Here is a 17,210-nt window from a genome sequence, read left to right on the forward strand (position 1 = left end):
CGACCTTTATACTGAAGTGTTTGTTGAAACCATGCAACAGGCGTCAACGGCCTGTTGATCGGAGCGACATTGCCTCAGGCAGAGATCGGGATTATCGGCGGCAGCGGGCTGTACTCCATGCCCGGATTTACCAACGTTCATGAGGAGCGCGTCGAAACACCCTTCGGCGATCCTTCTGACCCATTTGTACTTGGCGAACTGGAAGGCCGCAAGGTCGCTTTCCTGGCGCGCCACGGCCGCGGACACCGGATTTTGCCGTCCGAGTTGAACTTTCGAGCGAATATTTACGCCTTTAAAAAGCTTGGTGTTGAGCGGATTATCTCTGTCTCCGCCGTGGGTTCGCTGAAGGAGGAACACAAGCCTACGGACTTTGTGATTCCTGACCAGTTCATCGACCGTACCTTCCATCGCATTTCAACGTTCTTCGGCGAAGGAATCGTTGGACACGTCGCGTTTGGCGACCCGGTGTGCGCGACGGTTGCGGCAGCGGCCGAAAAGGGATGCAAGACCGCAGGTGTAGTTGGCAAGCTGGGCGGCACCTACGTCTGCATGGAAGGCCCGCAGTTCTCAACCAAGGCGGAGTCAAATCTCTATCGCAGTTGGGGCGCCGATGTGATCGGCATGACCAACCTGCAGGAGGCCAAGCTGGCGCGCGAAGCGGAGATCTGCTATGCCACTGTTGCGATGGTTACGGATTACGACTGCTGGCGCGAGGGCCATGATGCGGTGACGATTGAAGAGATCGTTGCTGTCCTGCACCAGAACGCAGAGAACGCCTGCAAGGTGGTGAAGGCTGCAGTGGCTGCAATGCCAACCGAACGCAACTGCGCATGTGCCTCGGCGGCAAAATTTGCCGTGTTGACGCAGCCCGATGCGATTCCCACCGCGGCTAAGGAAAAACTCAAGCTGCTGTTCGGCAAATATCTCGGCTGGTAGCGGCGAAAATCGTCATCCAATAAACGAATTTAGAGAGGTTATGCATGGCTATCACCGCAGTGGGCAGCGTCGCATTTGACACTGTCGAAACCCCCGCCGGACGTAGAGAGCGCTGCCTGGCCGGCGCCGCAACCTATTTTTCACTGTCTGCAAGCTTTTTCACGGACGTTCGCGTCATCGCGGTGGTAGGCGAGGATTTTGGCGCCAAGGAACAGGCAGTTTTTGATGCCCGCAAAGTTGACACGACGGGCATTCAACACGCACCGGGGAAGAGCTTTTATTGGGAGGGCTCGTATCTCGAAAACCTGAATGAGGCGAAAACACACGCCACCGAACTGAATGTATTTGCCGGTTTTGAGCCCAAGATTCCCCCGGATTATCATGACTCCCAATTTCTTTTCCTTGCTAACATCGACCCCGTGTTGCAGCGCCGGGTACGCGAAGCAATGCCACAGGCCAAGCTGGTTGGCGGCGACACGATGAACTACTGGATCAAGGATCATAAGCCTGCACTGCTGGAAGTGCTGAAGGGTCTCGACGTACTGCTGATCAACGACACGGAAACGCGCATGCTCACGGGCAGCCGCAGCATTGCGCTGGCAGCCGGCAAGATTTTTGAAATGGGTCCGAAGATTCTGGTGGTGAAGCACGGCGAATATGGTGCAACCGCATTCTTCGCCCAGACGAAAGAGAATAACGCTGAGGATGTGGCGAAGCGCGCGTTTCACGTCCCTGCTCTTCCACTGGAGGAAGTCGTAGACCCCACGGGCGCAGGCGATAGCTTTGCTGGCGGATTCTTTGGCTATCTCGCGTCTCAAAAGGAGCTGACGCCGAAGGCCTTCCGTTACGCGATGTTTTACGGCAGCGTAATGGGATCGTTCGTGGTTGAGCGCTTTGGCACCGATCGCCTTCAGCAGCTGACGCGCGAAGAGATCGACCACCGCTTCAGTCTCTTCAGGGAATTAACTCACCTTGACTGAACAACCGATTCGCCGCCCCATCAGTCGCAATGAGTGGCTGATGGTGGTGGCGTCTTCGGTGGCTGCTTCGGCTCTTGCAAGCGTGTGGAGTTGGCGTCATAGTGCGATGCTGAACTACGGCGACGCGGTCGCGCACATGCATATCGCCAGGCGTGTTTTTGATTCGCACCGGCCCGGACTTTCGCAACTCGGTTCAGTCTGGCTGCCTCTGCCGCACCTGCTGATACTTCCTTTCGTCACAGTTTACGCGTGGTGGGCAAACGGCATCGCTGGGATGATTCCATCTGCGCTGGCGTACGTTGCGGGATGCGCAGGAGTGTATCGCCTGGCACGACATTGGCTGCGGCCTTCCGCAGCTGTCGTGGCTCTAGCTTTCTATGGGCTGAATGCAAACCTGCTTTACCTGCAGACTACGGCGATGACCGAGCCGCTATTTCTTTGCGAGATGGTGTGGCTTGCGGTGTGGCTGGTAGAGTGGCGTGCGGCGCTGAATAACGATCCGCCACGGGCTGCGCGCCTGTTGCGGGCGATTGCACTAGTTCTCGTTGCTGCTGTATTTACGCGCTACGACGGCTGGATTCTGGCTGCCCTTGCCTGGACATCAATCGGCATCGTGCAGTTGCGCACGAGCACGCTTCGTTCGCGCACATTCTGGATCGCGAGCGCGGCCGTGGTCGCAGCTCCGCTGATCTGGTTTACATATAACGCGGTGGTCTTTGGCGATTGGCTCGACTTCGCCCGGGGGCCCTATTCCGCGGCAGCGATCGAGTTGCGCACTTCATCGCCAGGGTCTGGACCGCCGCATCCCGGTTGGCACAATCCCTGGGTTTCCTTGCTCTTCTTCGTGAAATGCGCGGAGATGGACGTCGCGCCGGAAGCGTGGGGAAATTTCATGCTGGGCATCGCCGCGCTGGGAACGGCATGGGGTTGGATTACAACGCATCGACGCGGCTTCCTGTGGAGTCTTCTGCTATGGCTGCCGATTCCCTTCTACGCGTATTCCGTTTCATTTGGGTCCGTTCCGATTTTTCTTCCTGTCTGGTGGCCGCACTCCTGGTACAACACGCGCTACGGAATGGAGATGCTGCCAGCTCTCGCACTGGCTCTTAGTTTTGTCGCTCAATTTGTGATCGCTGTGGCAGGCGAGTTCAAGAAGAACTTAACGAGAATCGCTGCAGGCGCGCTTTATGCGGTTATAGCTATAACTGCGTGGGTGGTGTTGCGCAGTGATCCGCTGACCTATATTGAAGGGACCAAGAATATACAGTCGCGACGAATCTTCGAAACGGAGATTCCCCCGGTGTTGCGCGCGCTGCTGGCGACGCGACCAAGTGGACTGGTGCTGATGCAAACTTCGGTATATCCCAATCTCGTGGCATTCAGCGGGATTCCCTTGCGCCAGACCCTCAATGAGAGCGACATGAACTACTTCACCGATGCCCTGGCTTCTCCCGCAACGCATGCCGCCATCGTGGTGGCATTTGATGGCGATGCGATCGACAAGGCGGTCAAGGCTCATCCTGAGGGCCTCACCATGGTTCGACGATTCGATGCGCCGGAACAGAAGTCAGGCACGGTTTACGTGTCCGATACCTCGGCTGGTTCGAAAGCTGCAGAGCGGTGATAGCATCAGCCAAGGTGATAGCCATGTGCACGACGTGGGCGAATATTTCGGCGCCCTTTGACTTTAGTTGGCTGCAGCAAGTGGTGGTGGTTAACGGCGCCATCAGCCGGCTGCTCACTGCCTCTGTTTTAGGCGGACTGATTGGGCTTGAACGCGAGGTGAAGCGCCGCTCGGCAGGGGTTCGCACCAACCTCTTGATCTGCCTGGGCGCGGCGTTCTTTACGCTGCTATCGGCAGTCCTGGCGGGCGATGCGAGTCCTAACAAGGGCCAGGTGGCTTCGAATATCGTGCAGGGCATTGGCTTCCTTGGCGCAGGGCTGATCATTCACACCCGCAGCCGCATCAGTGGGCTCACGAGCGCCGCGAGCGTATGGGTAGTGGCCTCGATTGGCATGGCATGCGGCGCGGGCTTGCTGGCTGCAGCAGCGATTGCCACGGTAATCGTGATCATCGCGCTTGAGATAGTCGGTTTTCTCGAGCGGCGCGCCAGCATTAAGATCTACTCGCTCATTTATGAGGCTCGTGGTTCAGACCAGACGGCGATGCTTCACTCTATTCTGGACGCTATGGACAAGGCGGGCGAGCAGCTCGGAGATTTTGCCGCTAACGCGATCGGCGATTTGCAGCGCGTCACCTTCACCATCACCGCGACGAAGAGGCAGCATGAGCGCCTGCGCGGCAAACTCCTCTCTGAACCTGCCATCGATGCGCTGCTCAATTTCCGCGATCCGGAGGAAGATTGATTCCATTTGCGAAGGCGCACGCGTGCGGCAATGACTTTCTGATCGTGACCGAAGATGCAGCCGCCAAACGAGATTGGGCTGAACTGACCCGACAAATCTGCGCGCGCAACACGGGCGTGGGAGCCGATGGCGTGGAGTTTTTCGCTTGGACCGGCTCCAAGTCCGGCCGCATACGTCTTCACAATGCAGATGGCTCCATAGCTGAAATTAGCGGCAATGGAACGCGCTGCGTGGCTGCGTGGATGAGTTCCATGATTGGCGCAAAAAGTGGAGATGAACTGCGTATCGAGACGGACGCGGGAATTCGCGTCTGCCGTATCAACAGCGTTCGGGTGGATCTCGGCTATTCCGTCGAGGTCACGACGGGCATGGGTATTCCAAGCGCTGCGCGAAAAACCGTAACTCTTGCCGACGGAAGTCAAGTAAACGGCGTCGCTGTCTCTACGGGCAATCCGCACTTTGTGATTCTGGTTGCTAACCCGGAATTCACCGTTGGCGATAGAACGTGGCAGACTATCGGGGCGCAAATCTGCATTCATTCTGACTTCCCACATCAGACTAACGTCGAGTTTGTCCGGATCGTGAACTCGAGTGAGATTGAAATACGCATCTTCGAGCGAGGTGTGGGCCCGACCACATCCTCTGGAACGGGCTCATCTGCAGCAGCGACAGCGGCGATTGCATTCCATGCATGCACATCTCCTCTGCGCGTTCTGGCCCCGGGTGGGTCGCAAGTGGTGACTTGGCGCGGGCAAGCCAACGAACTGGAACTCACAGGGCCGGCATCCTTGATTGCACGCGGCGAGGCATGGTGCTGATGACAACCGAATCGAAGCCGCTGATGTCTTTGGGGCCGATCGGCGCAGGGGCGAGCATAAGCGTCATCTCTCCCGCGTCGTTCGCAATTCCCGAGCGCGTTGCAGGCGGGATGGAGCGCCTGAATCAACTCGGGTTTTCGCCACGCATCGGCGCAAACACTCAATCGCGAGGTCCGCTTTTCTTTGCCGGATCACCTGAGCAACGCCTAGCCGACCTGCAGGCAGCTTTTACCGATCCGGAAACCAGCGTCGTAGCGGCGGTTCGCGGCGGCTATGGATCGAATTACCTGCTCGATCGAGTTGACCTCGCGCTCATCGAGAAGCATCCGAAACCATTTTTCGCTTACAGCGATATGACGGGATTGCAACTTTACCTGCTGGATCAGCTTGGCCTTCCGGCGTTTCACGGGCCGATGGTTGCAGCGGATTTTTATCGTGAAGACGGTGTGCACCTGGATAGCTTTCATGCGGCGTTGGCCGGCAAGCCATATTCGGTGGGAAGCGCGGAAGGACTGCGTACTCTTCGCAGCGGAACAGCGCTAGGGACACTCTATGGTGGCTGTCTCAGCATCCTTGTTGCGCTGATCGGGACACGGTGGGAGCCGGCAACGGAGAACAAGCTGCTGTTTATTGAGGATGTTGGCGCAAAGCCGTACCAGATTGATCGCATGCTGTGGCAGTTAAGAGCAGCGGGGAAACTGAGCGGCGTGCGTGGAATCATCTTCGGCGAAATGCTGGACTGCACATCGCCCGGAGCGCCTGAGAATCTGCTCGAAGATGCAATCCTGTCCGCACTCGATGGGTTGAATATCCCCATTGTCATCGGATTGCGCAGCGGTCATGTATCGCGTCAGAACGTTACGTTGATATTTGGTATCGAAGCAGAACTGGATGCCGGGACGGCAGCACGCATCGATCTTCTGCAGCCAGCGGTGAAACCATGAATTCGTTAACCAAACATATTCATCTGAGCGGGATTTGCGGCACGGCAATGGCTTCCCTGGCGGGGCTGCTGCAGCTACAAGGACATCGCATTACTGGTTCTGACAAAGCGGCCTATCCACCGATGAGCGACCTGTTGAGGTCATTGGGGATTCCGATTCTGGAGCCTTATTCCGAATCGAACCTTGATCCTGCGCCCGACCTTGTCGTGATCGGCAATGCACTCTCCCGCGGAAATCCCGAAGTGGAGCGCGTTCTTGATGAGCGCATACCATTCACTTCGATGGCTGCTCTCGTCCGTGAAGAATTTTTGAAGGGCCGCGAATCGCTGGTGGTCGCCGGTACCCATGGCAAAACTACAACGACGAGCATGCTGGCCTGGATCTACCAAGTTGCGTCACACGATCATGCAGCGCTAGAGCCTTCATTTCTGATTGGCGGGGTGGCAGAGAACTTCGGCACAAGCTTCCAGCTTCGTCCAACACGCACTTTCATTATTGAGGGCGACGAATATGACACCGCGTTCTTCGATAAGGGACCGAAGTTTCTGCACTATTTTCCAGACGCACTGATTCTCACGCATGTTGAGTTCGATCATGCCGACATCTACGCCGATCTGGAAGCAGTGAAGATCGCTTTCAAGCGCCTGGTCAATCTTGTGCCACGTCGTGGACTGCTGGTCGCCTTTGACGGCAGCGAAAATGTGACCGAGTGCATCAGTCACGCCTTCTGTCGTATAGAGCGTTACGGATTCAAAGCGGAGTCCGACTGGCAGATTCGTAATCTTCGCCATATTGACGGCGAGACCAAATGGGAAATTTGGCGCAACGGTGAACTGTGGTCAGAGCTGAATATGCGTCTCGCTGGCGAGCACAATGTCCTAAATGCAACAGCGGCGGCGGCGCTTGCAGTCGGTCAAGGCGTCAGCAGGGATGCCATCCGTACTGCTCTGGCCAGTTTTAAGAGCGTCAAGCGGCGTTTGGAAGTCCGCGATGTCATTCGAGGCATTACCATCATCGACGACTTTGCACATCATCCGACAGCGATACGCGAGACGCTGCGCGCGCTGCGTTCCGTTTATCCTGATTCGCGTCTATGGGCTGTGCTTGAGCCGCGTTCGAATACGCTGCGTCGCAAGGTACTCGAAAATGATCTGATTGAAAGTCTGCGAATCGCCGATCGCGTTATTCTTGCCGGCGTGTATCAGCAGCAGCGGATACCTGATGCTGAGAGGCTCCATCCGGAAGATGTTGTCGACGCTCTCAACGTTGCAGGCACACCGGCCGAATTGCATCCCGGCACCGCTGAAATTGTTGAGAGTCTGGCGCAAGAGCTGAAAACAGGCGATGTTGTCGCCATCCTTTCCAATGGCGGCTTCGACGGCATCTATGAGAAACTCCCGGCCCGGCTCAGAGCCAGCCGATCTTGAGCGAGAAAGATTGTCATGATACCGTCACTGCTCCTGCTGGCCACCTTTGTCATCCTCGGCATTCCGGCTGCGATCATCTTCCTTCCGTGGTCGATCATTACCGGCAACGCGCTGCCACTCTACACGGCTGCGCAGGTAATCGTGCGCACTGGGTACTTCCTCGCTCGCATCCGCGTTGAAGTGACTGGACGCGAATTAGTGCCCGCGAACACTGCTTGCATCTTCATGGCTAACCACGTTTCGAATCTCGATCCACCAGCGCTGATTCCAAATATTCCAGGGCGGACTTCAGCTTTTGTGAAGCGCTCGCTGATGCACATTCCGGTGTTTGGATGGGGATTGAAGCAGGGTGAGTTCGTTCCTGTGGACCGCGATGGCCGCATTGAAAGCGCACAGGAGAGCATCGCCGCAGCACGCGCTGTGCTCGCAAAAAACATACATATCACAACATTCGTTGAAGGGACGCGCTCGAAAGATGGACGCATGCTTCCCTTCAAAAAGGGTCCGTTCTTCCTCGCCAAAGAGACAGGAGCGCCATGCATTCCGGTTTCGATTTGGGGAACGGAAACCATGATGTCAAAGGGCAGCATGAAGATCCATCCCGGGACCGCACACGTCACATTCCATGGCCCCATTGATCCAGCCGATTACGAGAGGCGCGAAGACCTGATGGTGGCCGTGCGTGCAGCGATTGCGTCGGGATTGCCGGAGTGGATGCGGACTTAGCGCACGGTTATTGCACTACGGCGTTGTAGCCGTCGTTGAGCAGTTTTTGCCGCATGGCGTTCGCGTCATTGCGATTCACAAACGGTCCCGTCTGGACGTGAATGAGGCTGTCTCCGTTGTCGCGACGGGCAGTAACCGAATACCCTCGCCTTCGCAGAGCATTCACGAGAACATCTGCGTCTTCAGAATGAGACACTGCGGCGATCTGTACCATCCAGCCTTGCGTCTTGGTCATCGGTGGCAGGATCTGTGTCGGCGAAGACGGGGATGTGCTGAGCGGGCCTCCGGGAGCGGGCTGGACCTGCGAACCAGCCGCCTGCTTGAGTTGGGGCTGCGCTGAATCTGCACCATTGTCCGCGACGGCGGGAACAACTTGCGCGGGCTGAGTTGGATCACCGGAAGTATCGGTGGAAACCTCGGCGGCCGGCTGAACCGGAGGCGGAGCTTGTGCCTGGCCTGCCCCTGGCTTGGAACCAGACCCAACCGGTGTGACCGATGGTCTGACATTGGGCGTCGGAAGAATATTGGAAGCGGACGGGCCCGTCGATGTGCGGTGCCCGACAGCGTATCCCAGCCCAAAGCAGAGAACGCAAATCCCAATCAGTCCACCACCGAGGACAAAAAGCGTGCCTCCGCCTAGCGTTAGCTCGGTGTCACGCACGCTCTCTTCGGCTTCCAAGTCTTCTTTAGTAAAGTCTCGAATCATTCATGGCTCTGGGCTTATGGGTAGTGACCTGACTTCGGTCCACTATCCTTGCGTACTATCTCCTGCAGGCTTTTCGATGAACGGCTTTGACGTTGTCAGTTTATTCAACATCGAAAGCAGTTCCATCGGCAACGGAAATACGATCGTCGTATTCTTCTCGACACCGATTTCAGTGAGCGTCTGCAAATAGCGCAATTGCAGCGTCATGGGCTGCGTTGCCAACAAAGCCGCAGCGTCTACCAGCTTCTGAGCTGCATTAAATTCGCCTTCGGCATGGATGATCTTGGAGCGTTTCTCGCGCTCCGCCTCGGCCTGCTTGGCCATGGCACGCAACATCTGCTCTGGCAGATCCACCTGCTTGACTTCTACCGAAATAACTTTGACGCCGAAAGGCTCGGTGCGCTGATCGATGATCGTCTGAATCTTCAGGTTCAACTTGTCGCGATGGCTTAGCAGTTCGTCCAGTTCCACTTCGCCCAAGACCGAACGCAGCGTCGTCTGGGCGAACTGCGAGGTCTGGTAGACATAATTCGCCACCTTGATGGCCGCGGCGTTTGGATCAACTACGTACAGCGTGACGACTGCGTTGACCTTGAGGGTCACGTTGTCGCGTGTGATTACATCCTGTGCCGGGACTTCCAACACTTCCTGTCGCAGCGAAATGCGCACCATCTGGTCCATCGGGCGGAAAACCGCGATGATTCCCGGGCCTTTAGGCGGCGTCAGGGCGCGACCGAAGCGGAAGATCACCGCCCGCTCATAGTCGCGCAGGATCTTGATGGAGTTGATGAGATACAAGGCAAAAATAGCAATAACAATCAGAAACGGAGTCAGCATTTCGTGTCCCTCACTCAGCACGGATTGTACTCCCGCTGGTTTTAAGTAGCGGTTTGAGGCGGTTTCGACTGCTCTAGAGGCGCAACTCTCAACAGATATTGCTCGTGTCCAACAACGCGTAACCGGGTCCCTGCGGGCACAGACTCGCTGGCCACCGCGTCCCAAATCTCGCCTTCCACCAGGACGTGACCTTCTGGCGCCAAGGTTTCCATCGCCGAGGCCGTGCTCCCGATCAACGCATCGGCACCGAGTCGAGCCTTAATCCGCCGGGCGCGCCAAGCAAGGCGCACAAGGAAAACGGTGATGCCGCCGAATCCAACACTTACCGCAATGGCTACCCAGGGACGAATCCGCAGTTCAGGAATCGGCGCGGCAACCAGGGTAAGGGTTCCAAAGATCAGGCATACTACACCCGCCAGCGCGAGCACTCCGTGGCCACCAAATTTTGCTTCCAGCAGCATCAACGCAAACGCCGCGAATAAAAGCAATACCGCCGTGAAACGGATGGGAAGCAGGTCGAGAGCGAAGATACCGAGCAGCAACATCAACGTGCCCAGCGCGCCCGGCACAATGGTTCCCGGCGTATTGAATTCCAGATATATAAGCAGCGCGCCGAAGACTAGAAGCAGCAACGCTATGTTAGGGTTCACCAGCCATCCGAGCAGATTTTCGCGCACGGTTGGCTGTACGACTTGAATCCTTGCGTTTCTGGTGTGGAGGATTGTTTTTGTTCCATCCATCCGGGTAATTGAGCGGCCATCGAGTGAATCGAGCAATTGCGTGTCATTCGGCGCGATCGCATCGATAAGATGCTGGGTCTGCGCTTCCTCAGCTGTGTAGGAGTGCGACGATGCCACTGCGGCGATGGCGGCATCGGTGTTGCGATTGCGCCTGGCAACATACGAGCGCATGAAAGCTTCTGCATCGTTTTCAATTTTCTGACTCAAGGTCTCATCGGGCTTTCCGCCCTCAAAGACAACGTGGGCCGCGCCGGCGTTGGTTCCGGGCGCCATGGCAGCGATGTCAGCGGCCTCAAGCAGAAAGAATCCCGCTGAACCAGCGCGAGCGCCCGCTGGAGCAACGTAGACGATCACCGGCACGCGCGAACTGAGGATCGCTCCCGCCATGGTGCGCATAGAATCCACAAGCCCGCCGGGCGTGTTGATCTCAACAAGGAGCGCGGAGGCGCCATCGGTGTTGGCCTGAGCAATCGCTCGGTCCAACAATCCCGCAGTTACTGGTTGAATTGTCTGGTCGAGCACTAGCTTATCGACGACAGGCTGCTGGGCACTTGTGACTCGAGCACAAATACAAACCAATGCTATGGCTACGGTAAATCTGAATGCTTTGCGGAACTTGAATCCACGCACTTGCTCAAGCATGGCTCGCTCCCATCATTACTGCGTTTTCCCGGACCTCGCCTCAATCTGGCGATTCAGTTCTTTCGCGGTCGCGCTGGCCGGGTCAATCTTTAGCGCTTCTCCAACTTCCCTGCTGGCATCGTCCATATGGTTAGACGCGAGATCGAGCCGGCCCAATACGAGATAGGCATCGAGCGAAGGTGAAAGCTTCAGAGCGGCATTTGCCTCTTTACGCGCTCCCGCGACATCGCCAGTGCGCTCGCGAACAGCCGCTAAACCGGCGTGTGCATCGGCCAAGGATCCGTCATCGATCTCCGCGGATTGGAACAGCCGCTCGGCCTCGAGCAACAAACCCCGGTTGAAGTAGTCTTTCGCGTGAGCGGAGAGCTTCACGGCACGATCGTGCGGCGACAGCGCAGCCAACCGCGTCGCTTCCATCTGGTCCATCATCAAGGCTGCCTGTTTGAATGCGCCTGCGTCAAAGGTGCGCACAATGCGCTCCAGTGGTTCGGCTGCGTCTTCGGCATCAGCCGACTTCGGAGACTTCCAAGCAGCAAGCAATTTCTGAGCCTCTGCATCCGTCGGCCGTAGTTTGAGGCATTGATTCATTTCATTGACGGCATTTGACTCGGAGCCATGGCGCTTAAGGCTGAGGGCAAGGTTGAAGTGGTAATCGGCATCGTTTGGGTCAGCAGCCGCAGCCTGGACGAACAGGCCCGTGCCGTCATGATTTTGACGGCTCACAGCGACTGCTTCGTTGTTCACCACTTCGGCCAGGGGTAGTTCTTGAGCGACCCCTGCGAATGCATCCTGAGCTTGCGCATAGGAACCAAAGTATAGGAGAGAAAGTCCGCGATAGAACCCAGCTTCGAGCGCGTCAGAGTCGTTCGGACTTACCTTCGCAAACGATGCCGCAGCTTCCTCGTACTGCTGTCCATTGAAGTCTTCGCGACCGAGTGCCATCCATGCGGGACTGAAATTTGGACTCAAGGCCACGGATTGTTTCAGATGTCGCTCGCGCTCCTGCTGGTCCGGCTCCGAAATTCCCCGGATGTATTGCTCGAAGGCGTCGAGGCGCAAACTTGCGCCTGCTGCGAGGAAGGTGTCCTGCGCTACGCTGAAACCGGGGTCCATAACGCGCGTAAGACGCCAGGCGAGCGAATCAAAGACGGCAATCATATCGTGCATCTCTCCGCGTGCCATCACCGCATCGCTCATGCGAAGCCGGGGAACGTTAAGAACGCGTGCCTCAGCAACGATACCTGTGCCTTCGATCCGATAGCTGCCCACAATGATGGAGTCGACGTCGAGCGTCTGCGCCAGTTTCAATGCACTGGCGCGCGATGGCTGAAAATGCTGCGGCAGACCGAGATGGTCGAGGGCATACATACGATCTGCCCGGCTCATGGGTGCAAAGCCCGCCGAGGCAAAACGAGCGTCGAGGATTTCAGGCGCAGCCTCGCGGATCCACTCGAGGTTCGGTTGTCCTGTCCCATTATCGAATGGAAGAACAAGCAGTATGCGGTTTTTGCCGGCGTTGGCCGCATCGGAAACCGCCTGAGCGCGAGCATGGAGGCCAACCACCAACGTCAGCAAGAGTGCAAGCGCGGCACCTGACCTGACCGTTTGAACATATCTGCGAAATAGAAGAAGAAGGAGCACGACAGGCTCGATTATAGGTGTTTTGGCGATCTGCCGCAGTGTTCCGAAAATGCCGTGCCGGTTCAGCGTACAGGGTTCGGCAACGGCATGCGAGCTTCAAATTGGCGGTTGAAACGGATCAATGCGATCCACTGGTCGTGATCTTCGCGCTGCCACTCCAGCGTTCCATGGAGACGCAAGGCGATGGCTTCGGGCGGCAAGTCATGGTGCAAGCCGAAGTACTTCCGATCGAGGGCTTCACTCTTCGGCCCAAGACTCAACAGCATAGTCGGAGGATCATATTTCGTGGAGAACACGAGGGCGGTGGAATAACCGCTGGGGTCGTCGGCAGCACGATTGATCTGCCCCTCAGTGAAGTCTTCGAGTGGGTAAACCTGATAAGGCGTTTTGACATAACCCAACTCCGGCTTGGTCAGTTCGTCGGTAACAGGCCATGCGGAGAGAACGGTGGATCCCGGGTAGCGTTTGTTCAGCTGATATATCCCTGCGACGTGGAGTCGAATTACCCGCGCGTACTCCAGGTTGTCTTCGGGTGCAAAACGGTACGGCGGGTTGATGAACAGACCTGCGATGAATGCCACTGCGGAAAGTGCGGCAAGCGCCTGCCAGTACGGTACGCGGCGCGAGAAGGTGGAAACGGCGACGAGCAAGACCAGCGGGTACATTGGCAGCAGGTAGCGCGTGAGCAATGCTCCGCCTAAAACACTGAACAGAACTGCGTTGGCGAGGAGGATGAAGAATATCTGCCAGAGAACTGTCTTGCTCAGGTAAGGCCGTTCGCGACCCTCGGCATCGACTCTCGGATTCAGCATGAGTGCGGCAATTGTCAGAAGAGCAGGCACGAACATGTTCATGTGCGCGGTAAGGTGCAGCAGGCGGTGCCCGAAGGCCGCGAGAAAGCGCGCCGGCGCAAGGTTAGCCTGAGCGTTGTACTTGAGAAACTGGGGATTGCCGAAGACAAATCCTGTTTTAGAAAAATGCCACGCATACCACGCCACCAGTGCCAGAGCGCAACCGGCTAACCACGCTGCGTCTTTCCAACGGCGGCTCCTCGTTGGTTGCGATGTCCGGAACCCGTCCACGATCGCAAGTATCGCTAGGGTCATGGGAACTACGATGGCCGTTTCTTTCGAGAGCACTGCTGCCGTGAACCATAACGCCGCGAGGATCGGGCGGCGATTGGAATCCGGAAGCGCGTAAACGAGTCCCCACAACGTAAAGGCGGCGGCAAAAATATCGGCTTGTGCCAGTGTGCTCTGGGCGAACCACACTGGATAAAGCGCGGTCAGTAGGACTGTCCAAAAGGCGACCTGTCCGGAACCTGCGACGCGTTGCGCCAATCGCCAAACCGCGAGCAGGCCAAATGAAGAGACGATCAGCACGGCCTCTCGCGTCACTTCGGGGTAGTAGCCCGATAACTTCCACCAAAGAGCCAGGTAAACGCTAGGCAGCGGCGGATGCGCGTTCGACATTGTGGTGAAGGGGATGAGGGAACCGGTGCGGAAGAAATCCCAAGCTGCGGGGATGTAGTATCCAGCCTCATCCCAGTAATACGGCAGCCTGAGCAGCGAAACATGGCTCAGATACAGCGCTGCGAAGATAACAGGGAACACCATCCACGGAGGAAACGGCGCATCCGGACGCGGTTCGAGGATTTTTCGCAGACGCAGTTGCTTGCTCATGAACCTGTCTTTTTAAGTAGCCCGCTTGTCTGACCGGACAATCAATTCACTGGACCCTGGGGGAAGTTCATGTTCTGCGGCTCGAGATTCAGAGTTCCGAATGCCTGTTCATACTGCGAGAGGTTTTGTCCGAGCACATTCCAGAGCGCCTTTGCCTGTTGAGGGCTGAGAAAGATGGCCTGGTGGTTGCGGATGGTCACCTGCTCGGGGCTGTCGCTGGAGGCGAGGCCGAAAACCAGCGAGAAGTCCCATACACTCACGCGGACCTGGACGCTGTTTGCATAGGTCTCGCGGTAGTCCGGAGTCTGAACGACGTTCATCTGGGGTTGTTGCGGGGTCTGACTCATAGTTTCTTCAGATTAACCTGTCCGGGTGGGGCTTACCGGGTCGCTTGCCAGCCTCAATCAGGAAAGATAGTCAGGCAGAAGGTTCTGGAAGGTCGGCCACATCATTGCGCGATGCCATTATGGATGGCACGAAGGTCCCCTTGAGAGTCTGCAGCACTCAGGTCTTTCGAGCCTTCCTCACCTGTCGCACTGATGCTTCGTAACATTAGTGCATCAGCGGCCGGCTCGGGATCACCGATCGGCGCACCTTCATCTGGAGAAACCACAATTCAAAATACCGATAGGAAAGCGCCGCCATCAGAACGGTCAGAGCAAAAGATGCGAAGATCCTCCCAAGAAACATGGGCGGCTCGTGGACGAACGCATATGGGAAGGTGCCAAAAACCAAACGATGTGCGAACCCATGAAACACATATAAGCCGAAGGAGATTCGTCCAAGGTAAACGATCGCTCGAGGAATCAGATGTGCGTCAAGGCCTAGAAATGCAATGAGTGCGAGCACCGATCCAAGAGACGCCAGTGTGTACCCGCCGAGAATATGCCAGATCGTGGAGTGGGTATAGGGAGGGCCGACTTTTGAATTTGGTCCGGAGTTGGCGAAAAACCAGCACATCCCACTCAGCACGAGGATCAGGATCCTACTCCAGATCGCTAGGCGAGGCAGTCGGCTGCGGAGAACGAGGCATAGCAATATGCCAGCTGCGAAACACTGAAATTGCACAAGTGGGTCAACCCAGGTGCGACCTCCATTTACACCCCGCATGCTGAGGTAATAGAGCCTTCCGTTTGAAACAAGAATCAGGGCGGCGCAGATTGCAAAAAGAGTCCGGCGATTGAAGTATTTCAATATCCACGGCGCAAAAAGATAGAACTGCTCCTCGACCGATATGCTCCAGAGCACGGCCATGGGATTGTCGAGGCCCCCGTGTGCGGCGCACTGCCAAGCTCCCATGAAGATCACATACCAGCTTATTTCGACCAGATCGCCGCGGTTCCCGCCGGGCAATACAGCAATCAATGCGCCGAGCGCGAGACCGAGGTAATAGAGAGGCCAAATCCGCAAGATTCTCCGAAAGTAAAACTGCTTGACTTCGATCGTTCCTGTGCTTGAACGCTCGCGAAGTAGCAGTTCGCAGATAAGAAAAGCACTCAGCGTGAAGAAAAGGCTCAAGCCGAATATGGAAGCCTCGGCGCACCCGTAGTAGAGCGGGGCGAACCCATGCAGCAGTGAGTCAAGCCGTGCATTCGGCTGCGAAGGGAGCGTGTGTGAAAGAAAAACGAGGAAAAAAGCAAGGAACCGAACCGCGTCCAGTTCGGGGCGATAGTACCGCGCCGGCTTTTTATGAGGGTCGGGAGGATCGGAAAAACGACTCGACTCTGTTGGATCGAAGCCCTGAATCGGATTCCCCTTGGTGCGAAAGGAGGGACTCGAACCCTCATGGATTGCTCCGCCAGATCCTAAGTCTGGTGCGTCTGCCAATTCCGCCACTTTCGCGCTGATGCCAATTTAGCATTTCTGGCGTTATAGGGATGATGCCTCACTAACCAATCTATTTCAAACCATAGAATCGGGCGCAGTTGCCACCCAGCAGGGCCTCCAGGTGTTGTGAGGGCAAATCTTTCGCGTATTGCATGACCAGGCCCATGGTATCGCTGTAACCGGCGGATAGAGTGCACACGGGCCAGTCGGAGCCGATCATCAGGCGCTCCGTTCCGAAGGCATCGAAGACGACGTCAAGGTGACGGCGGAAGTCTTCCGGCTTCCACTGTTTCCAGCGAGCCTCGGTAACCATGCCGGACAACTTGCACCACACATTTTCGAACTTTGCGAGAGTACGGATCTCGCGAGCCCAAGGCTCTATGAGGCCGTCGGCAATGCCTGGCTTGGCAATGTGGTCGAGTACAAATCGCTGCCGCGGAAACTCCTGCACGAGCTGCACTGCGATGGGCAGGTGGCGCGGATGGAGCAGCAGGTCGTAGGTAAGCCCATGATCGGCCAGCCGTGCGATTCCGCGGCGAAAATTGGGGCGCAGCATGAACCGGTCGTCAGGTTCGTCCTGAAGGATATGGCGCACTCCAACAAGTTTTGGTTGACTAGCCAGCTGCTTCAGCATGACCGGCAATTCCTGCGAGCAAAGGTCGACCCACCCGACAACTCCCTTAATGAAATTGTCCTGGTTGGCTAATTCAAGCAGCCAGAAGGTCTCATCCAGATCCTGGCGTGCCTGCACTGCGATTGAACCCTCGAACCCGTTGGCATCCAGGAGCGGCTTTAAGTCGCTCGGAAGGAAATCGCGCTTCAGTTCCGGCATCGCATCGCTGATCCAGCCATATTCGGCGGGGCTGTATTTCCAGAAGTGCTGGTGTGCATCGATTCTCATGATTCAATCCCGTAAACACTCGTATCCAGACGCCAT

Annotated in this window: 16 protein-coding genes and 1 tRNA gene; 8 read left to right on the plus strand and 9 right to left on the minus strand. The window is 56.7% G+C overall.

Going from position 1 to position 17,210, the window contains the following annotated elements; translation table 11 throughout:
- Positions 1-69 precede the first annotated feature (69 nt).
- Genes mtnP through P8935_RS21070 form a run of 8 tightly spaced genes read left to right on the plus strand, consistent with a single transcriptional unit; the run spans position 70 to position 8,198 of the window.
- Entirely contained in the window at positions 70-936 is an 867-nt protein-coding gene (mtnP, locus tag P8935_RS21035; RefSeq protein WP_348262276.1) for an S-methyl-5'-thioadenosine phosphorylase, read from the plus strand.
- 44 nt (positions 937-980) lie between these two features.
- Entirely contained in the window at positions 981-1,916 is a 936-nt protein-coding gene (locus tag P8935_RS21040; protein WP_348262277.1) for a PfkB family carbohydrate kinase, read from the plus strand.
- Positions 1,909-3,540, plus strand: coding sequence for a hypothetical protein (locus tag P8935_RS21045; RefSeq protein ID WP_348262278.1), 1,632 nt, complete (start codon positions 1,909-1,911; stop codon positions 3,538-3,540). Before P8935_RS21040 ends, P8935_RS21045 begins: the two co-directional genes overlap by 8 nt.
- A gap of 23 nt (positions 3,541-3,563) precedes the next feature.
- Positions 3,564-4,283: an MgtC/SapB family protein gene (locus P8935_RS21050; protein WP_348262279.1), complete on the plus strand. Its 720-nt coding sequence runs from the start codon at positions 3,564-3,566 to the stop codon at positions 4,281-4,283.
- Complete coding sequence (gene dapF, locus P8935_RS21055; protein WP_348262280.1) at positions 4,280-5,101, plus strand: diaminopimelate epimerase; 822 nt, start codon at positions 4,280-4,282, stop codon at positions 5,099-5,101. The genes P8935_RS21050 and dapF overlap by 4 nt, the downstream gene beginning before the upstream one ends.
- Positions 5,101-6,045, plus strand: coding sequence for an LD-carboxypeptidase (locus tag P8935_RS21060; RefSeq protein WP_348262281.1), 945 nt, complete (start codon positions 5,101-5,103; stop codon positions 6,043-6,045). The genes dapF and P8935_RS21060 overlap by 1 nt, the downstream gene beginning before the upstream one ends.
- Positions 6,042-7,472, plus strand: coding sequence for a UDP-N-acetylmuramate:L-alanyl-gamma-D-glutamyl-meso-diaminopimelate ligase (gene mpl / locus P8935_RS21065; RefSeq protein ID WP_348262282.1), 1,431 nt, complete (start codon positions 6,042-6,044; stop codon positions 7,470-7,472). The genes P8935_RS21060 and mpl overlap by 4 nt, the downstream gene beginning before the upstream one ends.
- Before the next feature lie 15 nt (positions 7,473-7,487).
- Complete coding sequence (locus P8935_RS21070) at positions 7,488-8,198, plus strand: lysophospholipid acyltransferase family protein (protein ID WP_348262283.1); 711 nt, start codon at positions 7,488-7,490, stop codon at positions 8,196-8,198.
- A 7-nt stretch (positions 8,199-8,205) separates the two neighbouring features.
- Here the strand turns inward: P8935_RS21070 and P8935_RS21075 are convergent, their stop codons facing one another.
- From P8935_RS21075 to P8935_RS21115, 9 genes are all read right to left on the minus strand, one after another.
- Complete coding sequence (locus tag P8935_RS21075) at positions 8,206-8,904, minus strand: SPOR domain-containing protein (RefSeq protein WP_348262284.1); 699 nt, start codon at positions 8,902-8,904, stop codon at positions 8,206-8,208.
- Positions 8,905-8,946: 42 nt separating this feature from the next.
- The gene (locus tag P8935_RS21080; protein WP_348262285.1) at positions 8,947-9,741 is read right to left on the minus strand and encodes a slipin family protein; all 795 of its coding nucleotides are present in this window, start codon (positions 9,739-9,741) and stop codon (positions 8,947-8,949) included.
- 41 nt (positions 9,742-9,782) lie between these two features.
- The gene (locus P8935_RS21085) at positions 9,783-11,123 is read right to left on the minus strand and encodes a nodulation protein NfeD (RefSeq protein WP_348262286.1); all 1,341 of its coding nucleotides are present in this window, start codon (positions 11,121-11,123) and stop codon (positions 9,783-9,785) included.
- Positions 11,124-11,138: 15 nt separating this feature from the next.
- Entirely contained in the window at positions 11,139-12,764 is a 1,626-nt protein-coding gene (locus P8935_RS21090; protein WP_348262287.1) for a hypothetical protein, read from the minus strand.
- A gap of 62 nt (positions 12,765-12,826) precedes the next feature.
- Positions 12,827-14,446 carry a glycosyltransferase family 39 protein gene (locus tag P8935_RS21095; protein WP_348262288.1) on the minus strand — a complete coding sequence of 540 codons (1,620 nt, stop codon included), beginning with the start codon at positions 14,444-14,446 and terminating at the stop codon, positions 12,827-12,829.
- A gap of 41 nt (positions 14,447-14,487) precedes the next feature.
- Positions 14,488-14,793, minus strand: a complete 306-nt coding sequence (locus tag P8935_RS21100; protein ID WP_348262289.1) for a DUF3467 domain-containing protein — start codon at positions 14,791-14,793, stop codon at positions 14,488-14,490.
- Positions 14,794-14,998: 205 nt separating this feature from the next.
- Positions 14,999-16,237 carry an acyltransferase gene (locus P8935_RS21105; RefSeq protein WP_348265363.1) on the minus strand — a complete coding sequence of 413 codons (1,239 nt, stop codon included), beginning with the start codon at positions 16,235-16,237 and terminating at the stop codon, positions 14,999-15,001.
- Positions 16,204-16,288: transfer RNA gene (locus tag P8935_RS21110), tRNA-Leu, on the minus strand. Before P8935_RS21110 ends, P8935_RS21105 begins: the two co-directional genes overlap by 34 nt.
- A 55-nt stretch (positions 16,289-16,343) precedes the next feature.
- Positions 16,344-17,174: an amidohydrolase family protein gene (locus P8935_RS21115; protein ID WP_348262290.1), complete on the minus strand. Its 831-nt coding sequence runs from the start codon at positions 17,172-17,174 to the stop codon at positions 16,344-16,346.
- Between the last annotated feature and the right edge of the window lie 36 nt (positions 17,175-17,210).

The organism is Telmatobacter sp. DSM 110680, from assembly GCF_039994875.1.
Taxonomy (GTDB): domain Bacteria; phylum Acidobacteriota; class Terriglobia; order Terriglobales; family Acidobacteriaceae; genus Telmatobacter.

Excerpts from the sequence above, each read along its gene's own strand:
- P8935_RS21040 (WP_348262277.1), top strand. The coding sequence starts at position 981 with ATGGCTATCACCGCAGTGGGCAGCGTCGCATTTGACACTGTCGAAACC.
- P8935_RS21050 (WP_348262279.1), top strand. The coding sequence starts at position 3,564 with ATGTGCACGACGTGGGCGAATATTTCGGCGCCCTTTGACTTTAGTTGG.
- P8935_RS21060 (WP_348262281.1), top strand. The coding sequence starts at position 5,101 with ATGACAACCGAATCGAAGCCGCTGATGTCTTTGGGGCCGATCGGCGCA.
- mpl (WP_348262282.1), top strand. The coding sequence starts at position 6,042 with ATGAATTCGTTAACCAAACATATTCATCTGAGCGGGATTTGCGGCACG.
- P8935_RS21070 (WP_348262283.1), top strand. The coding sequence starts at position 7,488 with ATGATACCGTCACTGCTCCTGCTGGCCACCTTTGTCATCCTCGGCATT.
- P8935_RS21075 (WP_348262284.1), bottom strand. The coding sequence starts at position 8,904 with ATGATTCGAGACTTTACTAAAGAAGACTTGGAAGCCGAAGAGAGCGTG.
- P8935_RS21080 (WP_348262285.1), bottom strand. The coding sequence starts at position 9,741 with ATGCTGACTCCGTTTCTGATTGTTATTGCTATTTTTGCCTTGTATCTC.
- P8935_RS21085 (WP_348262286.1), bottom strand. The coding sequence starts at position 11,123 with ATGCTTGAGCAAGTGCGTGGATTCAAGTTCCGCAAAGCATTCAGATTT.
- P8935_RS21095 (WP_348262288.1), bottom strand. The coding sequence starts at position 14,446 with ATGAGCAAGCAACTGCGTCTGCGAAAAATCCTCGAACCGCGTCCGGAT.
- P8935_RS21100 (WP_348262289.1), bottom strand. The coding sequence starts at position 14,793 with ATGAGTCAGACCCCGCAACAACCCCAGATGAACGTCGTTCAGACTCCG.
- P8935_RS21115 (WP_348262290.1), bottom strand. The coding sequence starts at position 17,174 with ATGAGAATCGATGCACACCAGCACTTCTGGAAATACAGCCCCGCCGAA.